General features: G+C 55.8%; 13 protein-coding genes. 8 read left to right on the top strand and 5 right to left on the bottom strand.

Annotation, left to right across the window (positions count from 1 at the left end; genetic code table 11):
- Positions 1–69 precede the first annotated feature (69 nt).
- The 6 genes from GV764_RS13360 (at position 70) to pdxK (ending at position 5,745) form a co-directional block, all read left to right on the top strand.
- Complete coding sequence (locus GV764_RS13360; protein ID WP_161660568.1) at positions 70–1,083, top strand: sulfate ABC transporter substrate-binding protein; 1,014 nt, start codon at positions 70–72, stop codon at positions 1,081–1,083.
- On the top strand, positions 1,083–1,916 hold the full coding sequence (gene cysT, locus GV764_RS13355) for a sulfate/thiosulfate ABC transporter permease CysT (RefSeq protein ID WP_125295661.1): 834 nt from the start codon (positions 1,083–1,085) through the stop codon (positions 1,914–1,916). The genes GV764_RS13360 and cysT overlap by 1 nt, the downstream gene beginning before the upstream one ends.
- Positions 1,916–2,791, top strand: coding sequence for a sulfate/thiosulfate ABC transporter permease CysW (cysW, locus tag GV764_RS13350; RefSeq protein ID WP_161660567.1), 876 nt, complete (start codon positions 1,916–1,918; stop codon positions 2,789–2,791). The genes cysT and cysW overlap by 1 nt, the downstream gene beginning before the upstream one ends.
- Positions 2,781–3,866, top strand: coding sequence for a sulfate/thiosulfate ABC transporter ATP-binding protein CysA (gene cysA / locus GV764_RS13345; RefSeq protein ID WP_161660566.1), 1,086 nt, complete (start codon positions 2,781–2,783; stop codon positions 3,864–3,866). The genes cysW and cysA overlap by 11 nt, the downstream gene beginning before the upstream one ends.
- A 69-nt stretch (positions 3,867–3,935) precedes the next feature.
- Positions 3,936–4,847: a cysteine synthase CysM gene (gene cysM / locus GV764_RS13340; RefSeq protein WP_161660565.1), complete on the top strand. Its 912-nt coding sequence runs from the start codon at positions 3,936–3,938 to the stop codon at positions 4,845–4,847.
- A 52-nt stretch (positions 4,848–4,899) separates the two neighbouring features.
- Positions 4,900–5,745, top strand: a complete 846-nt coding sequence (gene pdxK / locus GV764_RS13335) for a pyridoxine/pyridoxal/pyridoxamine kinase (protein ID WP_161660564.1) — start codon at positions 4,900–4,902, stop codon at positions 5,743–5,745.
- 53 nt (positions 5,746–5,798) lie between these two features.
- Here pdxK and crr read toward each other — a convergent pair whose 3' ends face one another.
- The 5 genes from crr to cysZ form a co-directional block, all read right to left on the bottom strand.
- Positions 5,799–6,302, bottom strand: a complete 504-nt coding sequence (gene crr, locus GV764_RS13330; RefSeq protein WP_002463576.1) for a PTS glucose transporter subunit IIA — start codon at positions 6,300–6,302, stop codon at positions 5,799–5,801.
- 43 nt (positions 6,303–6,345) lie between these two features.
- A complete protein-coding gene (gene ptsI / locus GV764_RS13325; RefSeq protein WP_161660563.1) occupies positions 6,346–8,073 on the bottom strand; it encodes a phosphoenolpyruvate-protein phosphotransferase PtsI in 1,728 nt (575 codons plus the stop codon).
- 43 nt (positions 8,074–8,116) lie between these two features.
- Positions 8,117–8,374: a phosphocarrier protein Hpr gene (ptsH, locus tag GV764_RS13320; protein WP_002463574.1), complete on the bottom strand. Its 258-nt coding sequence runs from the start codon at positions 8,372–8,374 to the stop codon at positions 8,117–8,119.
- 380 nt (positions 8,375–8,754) lie between these two features.
- The gene (gene cysK, locus GV764_RS13315) at positions 8,755–9,726 is read right to left on the bottom strand and encodes a cysteine synthase A (RefSeq protein ID WP_161660562.1); all 972 of its coding nucleotides are present in this window, start codon (positions 9,724–9,726) and stop codon (positions 8,755–8,757) included.
- 162 nt (positions 9,727–9,888) lie between these two features.
- Positions 9,889–10,650, bottom strand: coding sequence for a sulfate transporter CysZ (cysZ, locus tag GV764_RS13310; RefSeq protein WP_161660561.1), 762 nt, complete (start codon positions 10,648–10,650; stop codon positions 9,889–9,891).
- A gap of 228 nt (positions 10,651–10,878) precedes the next feature.
- Here cysZ and zipA point away from each other — a divergent pair, with 228 nt between their 5' ends.
- Together zipA and ligA are read left to right on the top strand one after the other, a co-directional pair.
- Complete coding sequence (zipA, locus tag GV764_RS13305; RefSeq protein WP_161660560.1) at positions 10,879–11,847, top strand: cell division protein ZipA; 969 nt, start codon at positions 10,879–10,881, stop codon at positions 11,845–11,847.
- Positions 11,848–11,915: 68 nt separating this feature from the next.
- Positions 11,916–13,934 carry an NAD-dependent DNA ligase LigA gene (ligA, locus tag GV764_RS13300; protein ID WP_161660559.1) on the top strand — a complete coding sequence of 673 codons (2,019 nt, stop codon included), beginning with the start codon at positions 11,916–11,918 and terminating at the stop codon, positions 13,932–13,934.

Genomic DNA, 13,934 nt, shown 5'->3' with positions numbered 1-13,934 from the left:
GTTACTGCTTTATCACTCGTTATAAATAAACTGAGGCCAGGATCGTCATCACATTTATAAGGGTGCGTAATGGCCGTTAAATCAGCGAAAAAAATTTGCAGTGCGCTTGCAGTCCTGGTGTTAGCTGGCCCTGCGCAGGCGACTGAATTACTGAACAGTTCTTACGATGTCTCTCGCGAGCTGTTTGCCGCGCTTAACACGCCGTTTGAGGCGCAGTGGGCGCAGGAAAACAACGGCGATAAGCTGACCATCAAACAATCTCACGCCGGTTCGTCAAAACAGGCGCTGGCGATTTTGCAGGGCTTAAAAGCAGACGTTGTAACTTATAACCAGGTCACCGACGTGCAGATCCTGCATGACAAAGGCAACCTGATCCCGGCGGACTGGCAGAGCCGTTTGCCGAACAACAGCTCGCCGTTCTACTCCACCATGGCGTTCCTGGTGCGTAAGGGCAACCCTAAAAACATTCACGACTGGAATGACCTGGTGCGTTCCGACGTGAAGCTGATTTTCCCGAATCCGAAAACCTCCGGCAACGCGCGTTACACTTATCTCGCGGCCTGGGGCGCTGCCGATAAAGCCGACGGCGGCGATAAAGCCAAAACCACTCAGTTTATGACCCAGTTCCTGAAAAACGTTGAAGTGTTCGATACCGGCGGTCGCGGCGCAACCACCACCTTCGTTGAGCGCGGCCTGGGCGATGTGCTGATTAGCTTTGAGTCGGAAGTGAACAACATCCGCAATCAGTACGCCAAAGAAGGCTTCGAAGTGGTCGTGCCGAAAGTCAACGTGCTGGCCGAATTCCCGGTGGCCTGGGTGGATAAAAACGTCAAAGCCAACGGCACTGAGAAAGCGGCGAAGGATTACCTGAACTACCTCTACAGCCCGCAAGCGCAGACCATCATCACCGACTATTACTACCGCGTGAATAACCCGGACGTGATGGCGAAGATGAAAGATAAATTCCCGCAGACCGAACTGTTCCGCGTGGAAGACCAGTTTGGTAGCTGGCCGGACGTGATGAAAACCCATTTCAACAGCGGCGGCGAGCTGGACAAGCTGTTAGCGGCGGGGCGTAAGTAATGTTCGCAGTCTCTACCCGCCGGGTGCTGCCGGGCTTCACGTTAAGCCTGGGCACCAGCCTGCTGTTTGTTTGCCTGATTTTGTTATTGCCGTTAAGCGCGTTAGTGATGCAGCTGTCCCAGATGAGCTGGGCGCAATACTGGGAGGTGGTGACCAACCCGCAGGTGGTCGCCGCCTATAAAGTTACTCTCCTGTCGGCGGGCGTGGCCTCCATCTTCAATGGCGTGTTCGGCCTGCTGATGGCGTGGATTTTGACCCGCTACCGTTTTCCCGGACGCACCATTCTGGATGCGCTGATGGATTTGCCGTTTGCGCTGCCCACCGCCGTGGCGGGTTTGACCCTGGCGTCGCTGTTTTCGGTCAACGGTTTTTACGGTGAGTGGCTGGCGATGCTGGATATCAAAGTCACCTATACCTGGCTGGGTATCGCGGTGGCGATGGCGTTTACCAGTATCCCGTTTGTAGTGCGCACCGTGCAGCCGGTGCTGGAAGAGTTGGGTCCCGAATACGAAGAAGCGGCGGAAACCCTCGGTGCCAGCCGCTGGCAGAGTTTTACCCGCGTGGTATTGCCGGAGCTCTCTCCGGCGCTGATGGCGGGCGTGGCGTTGTCGTTTACCCGTAGCCTGGGCGAGTTTGGCGCGGTGATTTTTATCGCCGGCAACATCGCCTGGAAAACGGAAGTCACGTCGCTGATGATTTTTGTGCGTTTGCAGGAGTTTGATTACCCGGCCGCCAGCGCTATCGCCTCGGTGATCCTGGCCGCTTCGTTGCTGCTGCTGTTTGCTATCAACACATTGCAAAGTCGCTTTGGCCGACGCGTGGTAGGTCACTAATGGCGCAGGTTACAGAATTGAAAAGCTACGGTAAGCCCGGCATTAACTGGGGGAAATGGTTCCTGATTGGCACCGGCGTGCTGATCAGCGCGCTGATCCTGGTGGTGCCGATGGTGTATATCTTCGTCCAGGCATTCAGCAAAGGGCTGATGCCGGTGCTGCAAAACCTGGCCGATCCGGACATGTTGCACGCTATCTGGCTGACGGTATTAATCGCGTTAATCACCGTGCCGGTTAACCTGGTGTTCGGCACGCTGCTGGCATGGCTGGTGACCCGCTTTAACTTTCCAGGCCGCCAGTTGCTGTTGACTCTGCTGGATATCCCGTTTGCGGTCTCTCCGGTGGTGGCCGGTCTGGTGTATTTGCTGTTTTACGGCTCGAACGGCCCGCTCGGCGGCTGGCTGGGTGATAACGACCTCCAGGTGATGTTCGCCTGGCCGGGCATGGTGCTGGTGACCATTTTCGTCACCTGTCCGTTTGTGGTGCGCGAGCTGGTGCCGGTGATGCTCAGCCAGGGCAGCAACGAAGACGAAGCCGCTATTTTGCTGGGCGCGTCGGGCTGGCAGATGTTCCGCCGGGTTACGCTGCCGAACATCCGCTGGGCGCTGCTTTACGGCGTGGTGCTGACCAACGCCCGCGCCATCGGCGAGTTTGGCGCGGTATCGGTGGTTTCCGGCTCCATTCGCGGTGAGACCCTGTCGCTGCCGCTACAAATCGAATTACTTGAGCAGGATTACAACACGGTCGGCGCCTATACTGCTGCCGCGCTGCTGACCTTGATGGCAATTTTGACCCTGTTTTTAAAGAGTGCGTTGCAATGGCGTTTGCATCATCAGGAAAAACGCCAGCAACAGGAGAGCAATCATGAGCATTGAGATTTCCAGAATTAAAAAATCGTTTGGCCGCACGCAGGTGCTTAATGATATTTCTCTGGATATCCCCTCCGGCCAGATGGTGGCGCTGCTGGGGCCGAGCGGCTCCGGCAAAACCACGCTGCTGCGGATTATCGCGGGCCTGGAGCACCAGTCCAGCGGGCATATTCGCTTCCACGGCACCGACGTCAGCCGGTTGCATGCCCGCGACCGTAAAGTGGGTTTTGTATTCCAGCACTACGCGCTGTTCCGCCATATGACGGTGTTCGACAACATCGCCTTTGGCCTGAGCGTGTTGCCGAAGCGCGAGCGTCCCAGCGCCAGCGCCATCAGGCAGAAGGTGACCCAACTGCTGGAGATGGTGCAGCTCGCCCATCTGGCGGACCGCTTTCCGGCCCAGCTTTCCGGCGGCCAGAAACAGCGTGTCGCTCTGGCGCGCGCGCTGGCCGTTGAACCGCAAATTCTGCTGCTCGATGAACCCTTCGGCGCGCTCGACGCCCAGGTGCGTAAAGAGCTGCGGCGCTGGCTGCGTCAGCTGCATGAAGAGCTGAAATTCACCAGCGTCTTCGTGACTCACGATCAGGAAGAGGCCATGGAAGTGGCAGACCGCGTGGTGGTGATGAGCCAGGGCCATATCGAACAGGCGGATGCGCCGGAGCGCGTCTGGCGCGAGCCGGAAACCCGCTTCGTACTGGAGTTTCTCGGCGAAGTGAACCGCCTGCACGGCACCATTCGCGGCAGCCAGTTCCACGTCGGCGCGCACCGCTGGCCGCTGGGCTACGCGCCTGCGCACCAGGGGCCGGTCGATCTGTTCCTGCGCCCGTGGGAAGTGGACGTCAGCCGCCGCACCAGCCTGGAATCGCCGTTGCCGGTACAGGTGCTGGAAGTGAGCCCGCGCGGCCACTATATGCAATTGGTGGTACAGCCGCTCGGCTGGTATGACGAAACCTTAACCGTTGTTTTACGGGAAGATTATGTCCCGCATCGCGGCGAGCGCCTGTTTGTTGGCCTGCAACATGCCCGTTTGTATAACGGCAATGAGAAAATTGAGAGTATTGCCCTGGCCGAATCCGCCTGATAGTTTGTTGCGATCGACGATGTGAAAGCGGCTTCGCAGCCGCTTTTTTTATGCTCTGGAAAGACTGACGTGAATACATTAGAACACACTATCGGCAATACGCCGCTGGTCAAATTGCAGCGTTTGGGGCCGGATAACGGCAGTGAAATTTGGCTAAAGCTGGAAGGCAATAACCCGGCGGGTTCGGTAAAAGATCGCGCGGCGCTGTCGATGGTCGTCGAAGCGGAAAAGCGCGGCGACATCAAACCCGGCGATACGTTAATCGAAGCCACCAGCGGCAACACCGGCATCGCGCTGGCGATGATTGCGGCGCTGAAAGGCTACCGTATGAAGTTGCTGATGCCGGACAACATGAGTATGGAGCGCCGCGCGGCGATGCGCGCCTATGGGGCGGATCTGGTGCTGGTCACCAAAGAGCAGGGTATGGAAGGGGCGCGCGATCTGGCCCAGGCGATGGCGGACCGTGGTGAAGGCTATATCCTCGACCAGTTTAACAATCCCGATAACCCCCTTGCGCATTACCGCACCACCGGCCCGGAAATCTGGCGTCAGACCAGTGCGCGCATCAGCCATTTCGTCTCCAGCATGGGGACTACCGGCACCATTACCGGCGTCAGTCGTTTTCTGCGCGAGCAGGCGAAACCCGTGACCATTGTTGGCCTGCAGCCGGAAGAGGGCAGCAGCATTCCGGGCATTCGACGTTGGCCGGAAGAATATATGCCGGGGATTTATCATGCCGACCTGGTCGATGTGGTGCTGGATATTCATCAACGAGAAGCAGAAAATACCATGCGCGAGTTAGCCAGCCGCGAAGGTATCTTCTGCGGCGTGAGTTCCGGCGGAGCCGTGGCTGGCGCTTTGCGGGTGGCGCGTGAAAATCCAGGCGCAATTGTTGTAGCGATTATCTGCGATCGCGGCGACCGTTATCTCTCGACCGGCGTATTTGGTGAAGAGAGCTACGCGCAGGGAGCGGGCATTTAAGCCGCTCTCCGTTCGCGGATAGCATGCCCTGATGACCAGGGAAGGATAAAAGATGACCGCAATCTTATTTGGCGACGGGCAGCGGGCGCTGCGCACGGATATTATCTCCGTCCAGTCGCAGGTGGTGTACGGCAGCGTGGGCAACAGTATCGCGATCCCTACGCTGCAACAGGCAGGCTTTCGGGCCATGGCCGTGCCGACAGTATTGCTCAGCAATACGCCCCATTACCCCAGCCTTTACGGCGGAGCCATTCCCGACGACTGGTTTAAAGGCTATCTCACCGGGCTGCTGGAACGTGACGCGGTGCGGCATGTGAAGGGAATTATCACCGGCTACCTCGGCAGCGTAGGGCAGGCAAATATCCTCGCAGACTGGCTGGCGCGGGTACGTGAGCGCTATCCGCATCTGTGGGTGATTATCGATCCGGTGATGGGCGATACCGACAGCGGGATTTATGTGAAGCAGGAACTGCCGCAGGCTTATAGCGAGCGGTTACTGCCGCTGGCGACCGGCATTACGCCTAACGCCTTCGAACTGGAGCGTCTGACAGGGCGCGCCAGCCTGACACTCGCACAGGCGGTAGACGCTGCCAGAACGTTGCTTAACGGCCATACGCAATGGGTAGCGGTAACCAGCGCGCCAGGCGACGATGTGCCGCCTGATCGCATGCAGGTCGCTCTGGTAACGGCTGACACTGTTGAAGTGGTTGTGCATCCGCGCGTTAATGCGGAGCTGAAAGGAACAGGCGATCTGTTCTGTTCGGCGCTGGCAGGCAAGCTGCTGCAAGGGGCAACTCTGGCTGAAGCGGTAAAAGGCGCAAGCGAGCGGGTTGTCGACGTGATGCGTCACACGCTGGCGTTAGGGTTTGATGAACTGGCGTTGCCGGAACATCCCTGAGATATCGGGATAAAAAAATGGCGCCTTTCGGCGCCATTTTTACTCAAGCAGCATTACTTCTTGATGCGGATAACCGGGGTTTCACCCACGGTCACGCTACCCGTCAGCTTAATCAGCTCTTTGATCTCGTCCATATTGGAGATCACAACCGGCGTCAGCGTAGATTTAGCTTTCTCTTCCAGCAGCGGCAGATCGAATTCGATAACCGGATCGCCAACTTTCACGCGTTGACCTTCTTCAGCGATACGCTTGAAGCCTTCGCCTTTCAGCTCTACGGTATCGATACCGAAGTGAACGAAAAGCTCAATGCCGCTATCGGATTCGATAGAGAAGGCGTGGTTGGTTTCGAAGATTTTACCGATGGTGCCGTCAACCGGTGCAACCATTTTGTTACCGGTTGGTTTGATAGCGATGCCATCACCAACGATTTTTTCCGCGAACACTACATCCGGCACGTCTTCAATATTAACGATTTCGCCAGACAGTGGAGCAACGATCTCAATGGTTCCGGTGTCGCTATTGCCTTTGTCACCGAACAGTTTACTAAATAACCCCATTAGCCTTCTCTCCTAAGCAGTAATTTGGGCCGCATCTCGTGGATTAGCAGATTGTTTTTTCTTCAATGAACTTGTTAACCAGCGTCATTAACTCGTCCGTTGTCGGTTGAGCAAGAGCCTGCTCTGCTAACACCTTCGCATCTTCGTAATTCGTATTACGAATTATCTTCTTGATACGCGGGATAGAAATGGCACTCATACTGAATTCATCCAGACCCATCCCCAACAACAGAAGTGTAGCACGTTCGTCGCCTGCAAGCTCACCACACATTCCGGTCCATTTACCTTCTGCATGAGATGCATCAATCACTTGCTTAATTAGAGTCAGTACAGACGGCGACATCGGCTGGTAAAGATGTGAAATCATATCATTACCGCGATCAACTGCCAGGGTGTACTGTGTTAAATCGTTCGTTCCGATACTAAAGAAATCGACTTCTTTGGCTAAATGACGCGCAATTGTCGCCGCTGCCGGTGTTTCCACCATCACGCCAACTTCAATAGATTCGTCAAAAGCTTTACCTTCATCGCGCAGTTCCTGTTTGAAGGTCTCGATGGCTTTTTTCAGCACGCGGACTTCTTCAACGGAAATGATCATCGGGAACATAATGCGCAGTTTTCCGAAAGCGGAGGCTCGCAGGATCGCACGCAGCTGATCGCGCAGGATCTCTTTGCGGTCCATGGCGATACGCACCGCACGCCAGCCCAGGAACGGGTTTTCTTCTTTCGGGAAATTCATGTACGGCAGTTCTTTATCGCCGCCAATGTCCATGGTACGTACGATGACCGCCTGAGAACCGCAGGCTTCCGCCACGGCTTTATATGCAGCGAACTGCTCTTCTTCAGTCGGCAGCGCGTCGCGATCCATAAACAGGAATTCGGTACGGTACAGGCCCACGCCTTCCGCGCCGTTGCGCTCAGCGCCAGCGACGTCGCGCACGGTGCCGATGTTGGCGCACACTTCAACCTGATGGCCGTCAAGGGTAATGGCCGGCAGGTCTTTCAGTTTTGCCAGTTCTGCTTTTTCTTCAGCAACCTGGGTCTGAATATTGCGCAGGGTTTCGATCTCTTCATCGCTCGGGTTGACGTAAACTTTGTTGTTTACCGCGTCGAGGATCAGATAGTCGCCGTTTTTCACCTGGGATGTGATGCTGCCGGTACCCACAATGGCAGGCAGTTCCAGAGAACGCGCCATGATGGAGGTGTGGGACGTGCGGCCACCGATATCGGTGATGAAACCCAGCACCTTTTTCAGGTTCAGCTGTGCGGTTTCGGACGGCGTCAGATCGACGGCAACCAGGATCACTTCATCCTGAATTGCGCTTAAATCAATAATGGCGAGGCCAAGAATATTACGCAGCAGGCGCTTACCGATATCGCGTACGTCAGCCGCACGCTCTTTCAGGTATTCGTCATCGAGTTCTTCCAGCGCAGTCGCCTGGCCTTCGATAACGTCATAAGCTGCCGCGTCGGCAGTGATGAGCTTGTCCTTAATCAGGGCTATGATTTCCTGCTCTAGCTCCTCATCTTCCAGCAACATGATGTGGCCTTCGAAGATGGCTTCCTTTTCCTCACCGAAAGTTTCGCCGGCTTTGACTTTGATCGCTTCTAACTGCGTAGAGGCCTTGGCGCGCCCACTCAGGAAACGCTCAACTTCCTGATCAACCTTATCGGCAGAAATCTTTTTCCGGTCGATGACAATCTCATCTTCTTTCAGCAGCAGTGCTTTGCCGAAAGCGATACCCGGGGATGCTAAAATGCCTGAAATCATAACCCTACCTTACTTGTGACTGATATTAATAAGAACCCGGAACTTACTCGAGTTCAGCCATCAGTTTTACCAGATGCTCAACTGCTTTCTGCTCATCTTCGCCTTCGGCAGAGATGCTAACCACAGTACCCTGAGTCAAACCCAGAGTTTGCAGCTTAAACAGGCTTTTTGCGCTGGCGCTTTTGCCGTTGGAGGTCACAGTGATATCAGACGTGAAGCCTTTCGCTTCTTTAACAAACTGAGCAGCAGGGCGGGTATGCAGGCCGTTCGGAGCGGTAATGGTAACTTCTTGCTGGAACATTATATTTCCCCAACTTATAGGTTTAGTGTTGTGGAACTAAAGTCTAGCCTGGCGGCCACACTTTAGCCTTAAAGTTGCACCGGCGTTCAAGGCAACGCGGCACAGAATGCCAGAACTGCGAAATCGCACGGCGCTATTACGCGACCCGCGTTTCGCTCGTCATCAATCATTATGCAGCGAATAACAAAGCTTAACCAAATCATTAAATCGATTCAGCCAATACTAATCCAATAATGATTAATTTCACGCATCGAAATAAATTGATGCTTAAATACCAGAGCCAGCGGGATGAGGCAATGCCAGGAGCGGTGAAAGTTTGAAGCAGGGCACAAAAAAGCACCCCAAAAGGTGCTTTTTTATTCAAATTTAACAATCTGGCATCATTGTTGCAGTTCTTTCTCAGTGAAGAGATCGGCGAACAATGCGGTGCTCAGATAACGCTCACCTGAAGAGGGAAGGATAACCACAATATTCTTGTTGGTAAAGGCTTCGTCTTCCTGAAGTTTGAGCGCGGCCGCAACCGCAGCGCCGGAAGAGATGCCCGCCAGGATGCCTTCTTCTTCCATCAGGCGACGGGCGGTAGAGATAGCCTCATCGTTGGTGATCGCCACGACTTTGTCGATCAGTTTCAGATCCAGGTTGCCCGGAATAAAGCCAGCGCCGATACCCTGGATTTTATGCGGGCCGGGTTTCAGCTCTTCACCCGCCAGCGCCTGAGCGATAACCGGAGAATCGGTGGGCTCAACCGCCACAGTGATCAGTTCAGATTTGCCTTTGGTGTTCTTGATATAACGGCTCACGCCGGTCAGCGTACCGCCAGTACCCACGCCGGAGATAAATACATCTACCTGGCCATCGGTATCTTCCCAGATTTCCGGGCCGGTGGTTTTTTCGTGGATTTCCGGGTTAGCCGGGTTGCTGAATTGCTGAAGCAGCAGATATTTCGCCGGATCGCTGGCGACAATTTCTTCTGCTTTCTGGATTGCGCCCTTCATGCCTTTTGCGCCTTCGGTCAGCACCAGGTTCGCGCCCAGCGCTTTCAGCAGCTTGCGGCGTTCGATGCTCATGGTTTCCGGCATGGTCAGGGTGAGTTTATAACCGCGCGCGGCGGCGACATAGGCCAGCGCAATACCGGTGTTGCCGCTGGTGGGTTCAACCAGTTCCACGCCCGGTTTCAGTACGCCGCGTTTTTCGGCATCCCAAATCATATTGGCACCGATACGGCATTTGACGCTGAAGCTTGGGTTGCGTGATTCTACCTTCGCCAGAATGCGTCCGTTACCGATACGGTTCAGTCGAACCAGCGGCGTATGACCGATAGTCAGCGAGTTATCTTCAAAAATCTTACTCATGGCCTGTCCTTAACTGTATGAAATTTGGGAAACAGAGTTAGCATACGCACTTCCCCACCAGGGGGAAGTAAGTAATTCGCATATCTATATGCTGATGAGAAATAATGATGACCACTTTGGAATAAGAGACGGCATAAGCCGTCTCGTTTCCGTTCCCGGCTTTTACTGCCACAGGGCATGTTGGCGACGATAGCTGTCCACCCACATGGCGGTAGCGCCGCACACTGCCACCGGCATAATCACCAGATTTAAAAACGGAATCAGCGTAAACAGGCTCACCAGCGCGCCGAACTGCATATTGGTAAATTTGCGTTCGCGCAGGGCGATACGCATCGTTTTAAACGGGACTTTGTGGTTATCGAAAGGATAGTCGCAATACTGGATCGCCAGCATCCAGGCGCTAAATAAAAACCACAGCACTGGCGCGACGGTCTGGCCGATGCCGGGAATAAAATAGAGCAGCAGCAGGACCACGGCGCGCGGCAGATACCAGGCCAGCTTTTGCCACTCGCGTTTCATAATGCGCGGTACGTCTTTGAGGACGCCAATAACCCCGGTGTCCGGTGGGGTAGCGCCGGTTAAGCGCGCTTCCAGCTGTTCTGCCAGCAGGCCGTTAAACGGCGCGGCAATCCAGTTTGCCAGGGTTGAGAAGAAATAACCGAAGATCAGCAGCACGGAAATCACCACCAGCGGCCAAATCACATAGCTCAGCCATTGCAGCCAGTCCGGCACGTGGGACATCAGTGCGGGGATCCAGACGTCAAACTGGGAAAACAGCCACCAGAACGCGCCGCCCATCAGCACGATATTGATCAATAATGGCAGGATAACGAACCGGCGAATGCCTGGCAGCGTGACCAGTTTCCAGCCCTGAGAAAAATAATACAGACCGCTACGCGGCGTGCCGCCGGATTGTGAAACCATATCGAGGCTTACTCCTTTAATATCAGCCAGGGTCAACGCAGGCTATCTTAACCGAGCCCGGAAATATCGCCAGTTCGGAAATGGTCGAAAAACCAGCAAAAAACACGTTTTATTTCATCTTTATGCGGAGAAAAACGTGCGCGGACTTGCACTTGAGCAGATGGGCAAATACTCTTAGTGAGTAAATGTTTGCCGCAGTGGCAAGGTGTTAGAACAACAGAGAATATAATGATGCAGGATTTGCGTCTGATATTAATCATTGTTGGCGCAATCGCCATAATAGCCTTACTGGTGCACGGCCTGTGGACCAGCCGTAAGGAACGCTCTTCTGTGTTCCGCGATCGTCCGATTAAGCGGATGAAATCGAGGCGTGATGACGATTCTGATGATGATGGCGACGACATGGAAGACGAAGGGGTCGGCGAAGTGCGTGTACGCCGCGTTGCGCCCGATCATGACAGCGTCTCCCGGGAACCTGAGCCGCCTCGCCAACCGGAAGTGCCGCAGCATAACTACCAGCCTCCTTATGCGTCCTCGCAGCCGCGCCAGCCTGTGGCCCGTCCTCAGGAACCCGAGCAACGCGCGCCGGTGCCACAGCAACCTGTTCAGCAGCAACCTGTTCAACAGGCGCCTGTCGCTCCGCAGCCTGCGCCGACTCAACCCGTGGTAAGAGCGCCGGAACCGCAGCAACCGCAGCCCGTTGCTCCTGCGCCTCAGCCTGAACCTGTCGCGCAACCTGAACCTGCGCCCGCGCCGGCATCTGAAAAACCGCGCCTGAAAGAGACCGTCATTGTGATGAACGTGTCGGCTCATGCCGGGAGTCAGTTGAACGGCGATGTGCTGCTCAACAGCATCCAGCAGGCCGGCTTTACCTTCGGCGAAATGAATATTTTCCATCGTCACCTGAGCCCGGACGGCAGCGGACCGGTACTGTTCAGCCTGGCGAATATGGTGAAGCCGGGGTCGTTCGATCCAGAAAATATGCATACTTTCGCGACGCCTGGCGTCACCATCTTTATGCAGGTGCCTTCCTACGGTGACGAGATCCAGAACTTCAAGCTGATGCTGCAATCTGCACAACACATTGCCGATGAAGTGGGCGGCGTGGTGCTGGACGATCAGCGTCGCATGATGACGCCGCAAAAACTGCGTGAATATCAGGATCGAATCCGCGAAGTCAAAGACGCTAACGCATAACCTGCGTGCGGTGAACAACATTTTCTAAGCCCCCGCATCGTCGGGGGTTTTTTCATTGGTGGTGTGATATGGACTCGATAGAACAAAAACTGACTGAACTTAGAACCACGCTTCGCCATCATGAATATTTGTACCATGTGATGGATGCGCCTGAAGTTCCGGACGCCGAATATGACCGGTTGATGAATGAATTGCGCGCGCTGGAAGCCGACAACCCGACGCTGATTACCCCGGATTCCCCGACCCAGCGCGTGGGCGCCGCGCCGCTGACGGCGTTTACCCAAATCCGCCACGAAGTGCCGATGCTGTCGCTGGATAACGTCTTCGATGAGAGCAGCTTTCTGGCCTTCAATAAACGCGTGCAGGATCGGTTAAAAAGCAGCGATGCGCTGACTTACTGCTGTGAACTCAAGCTCGACGGCCTGGCGGTGAGCCTGCTGTATGAAAACGGTTTGCTGGTCCGCGCCGCCACTCGTGGCGACGGCACCACCGGGGAAGATATTACCTCCAATATTCGTACCGTGCGGGCGATCCCGCTGAAACTGCGCGGCGATGATATTCCGGCGCGTCTGGAAGTGCGCGGCGAGGTGTTTCTGCCCCAGGCCGGATTTGAAAAGATTAACGAAGAAGCCCGGCGCACCGGCGGCAAAGTGTTTGCCAACCCGCGCAATGCGGCGGCGGGGTCGTTGCGCCAGCTCGATCCGCGTATTACGGCGAAGCGCCCGCTGACCTTCAACTGCTATGGCATCGGTATTCTGGAAGGCGGCGAACTGCCGACCAGCCATTATCAGCGCCTGCAACAATTTGCTAAATGGGGTCTGCCGATTAGCCATCGCACCCGCATTTGCCAGACCCCGGAAGAGGTGCTGGCGTTTTATCATCAGGTTGAAGCCGATCGTCCGCAGCTGGGGTTTGATATCGACGGCGTGGTGATCAAAGTGGATTCGCTGGCGCTGCAGGAGCAGCTCGGCTTTGTGGCGCGCGCGCCGCGCTGGGCGGTGGCCTTCAAATTCCCCGCTCAGGAGCAGATGACCTTTGTGCGCGATGTGGAGTTCCAGGTCGGCCGCACCGGGGCCATCACACCGGTGGCTCGTCTGGAGCCGGTACAGGTGGCAGGCGTACTGGTCAGTAACGCCACGCTGCATAACGCTGATGAGATTGAACGTCTGGGGCTGCGCATCGGTGATAAAGTGGTGATCCGTCGCGCCGGCGACGTGATCCCCCAGGTGGTCAACGTGGTGCTCTCCGAGCGTCCGGACGAAACCCGGGGAGTCGACTTCCCGACGCACTGCCCGGTTTGCGGTTCTGATGTTGAACGCGTAGAGGGCGAGGCCGTGGCGCGCTGCACCGGCGGTTTGATTTGTGGTGCGCAGCGTAAAGAATCCCTGAAGCACTTTGTGTCACGTCGGGCGATGGACGTCGACGGCATGGGCGATAAGATTATCGATCAGCTGGTGGAGAAAGAGTACGTTCATACGCCTGCAGACCTGTTCCGGTTAACCGCCGGGAAGCTGACCGGTCTGGATCGCATGGGGCCGAAGTCGGCGCAGAACGTGGTCGATGCCCTTGAGAAAGCTAAAACCACCACCTTTGCGCGCTTCCTGTACGCGCTGGGCATTCGTGAAGTGGGCGAAGCCACGGCGGCAGGGCTGGCCTCCTATTTTGGCAATCTGGATGCGCTGACGAAGGCGAGCATCGAAGAGCTGCAAAAAGTCCCGGATGTCGGGATTGTGGTAGCGACGCACGTCTTCAATTTCTTCGAAGAAGAGAGCAACCGCGAAGTGATCCGCCAACTGGTGGAGGATATCGGCATTAGCTGGCCTGAACCGCTGGTGATTAAGGCGGAAGAGATCGACAGCCCGTTCGCCGGGAAAACCGTGGTGCTAACCGGCTCACTCAGCCAGCTGTCGCGCGATGATGCCAAAGCGCGGCTGACCGCGCTCGGCGCAAAAGTGGCGGGCAGCGTGTCGAAAAAGACCGATCTGGTGATTGCCGGTGAAGCGGCGGGCTCGAAACTGGCGAAGGCGCAGGAACTGGGGATCGCCGTGATCGACGAAGATGAAATGATGCGTCTTTTGGGTGAATAA

The organism is Atlantibacter hermannii (genome assembly GCF_009907385.1).
In the GTDB taxonomy this organism is placed as follows: domain Bacteria; phylum Pseudomonadota; class Gammaproteobacteria; order Enterobacterales; family Enterobacteriaceae; genus Atlantibacter; species Atlantibacter hermannii_A.
Note: the sequence above shows the minus strand (reverse complement) of the source record. Positions and strands in the feature narration are given on the sequence as shown.

What these genes read in the sequence shown, in the direction of transcription:
- ligA (WP_161660559.1), top strand. Translation starts at nt 11,916, where the DNA reads ATGGACTCGATAGAACAAAAACTGACTGAACTTAGAACCACGCTTCGC.
- crr (WP_002463576.1), bottom strand. Translation starts at nt 6,302, where the DNA reads ATGGGGTTATTTAGTAAACTGTTCGGTGACAAAGGCAATAGCGACACC.
- cysA (WP_161660566.1), top strand. Translation starts at nt 2,781, where the DNA reads ATGAGCATTGAGATTTCCAGAATTAAAAAATCGTTTGGCCGCACGCAG.
- zipA (WP_161660560.1), top strand. Translation starts at nt 10,879, where the DNA reads ATGATGCAGGATTTGCGTCTGATATTAATCATTGTTGGCGCAATCGCC.
- cysZ (WP_161660561.1), bottom strand. Translation starts at nt 10,650, where the DNA reads ATGGTTTCACAATCCGGCGGCACGCCGCGTAGCGGTCTGTATTATTTT.
- ptsH (WP_002463574.1), bottom strand. Translation starts at nt 8,374, where the DNA reads ATGTTCCAGCAAGAAGTTACCATTACCGCTCCGAACGGCCTGCATACC.
- pdxK (WP_161660564.1), top strand. Translation starts at nt 4,900, where the DNA reads ATGACCGCAATCTTATTTGGCGACGGGCAGCGGGCGCTGCGCACGGAT.
- cysW (WP_161660567.1), top strand. Translation starts at nt 1,916, where the DNA reads ATGGCGCAGGTTACAGAATTGAAAAGCTACGGTAAGCCCGGCATTAAC.
- cysK (WP_161660562.1), bottom strand. Translation starts at nt 9,726, where the DNA reads ATGAGTAAGATTTTTGAAGATAACTCGCTGACTATCGGTCATACGCCG.
- ptsI (WP_161660563.1), bottom strand. Translation starts at nt 8,073, where the DNA reads ATGATTTCAGGCATTTTAGCATCCCCGGGTATCGCTTTCGGCAAAGCA.
- GV764_RS13360 (WP_161660568.1), top strand. Translation starts at nt 70, where the DNA reads ATGGCCGTTAAATCAGCGAAAAAAATTTGCAGTGCGCTTGCAGTCCTG.
- cysT (WP_125295661.1), top strand. Translation starts at nt 1,083, where the DNA reads ATGTTCGCAGTCTCTACCCGCCGGGTGCTGCCGGGCTTCACGTTAAGC.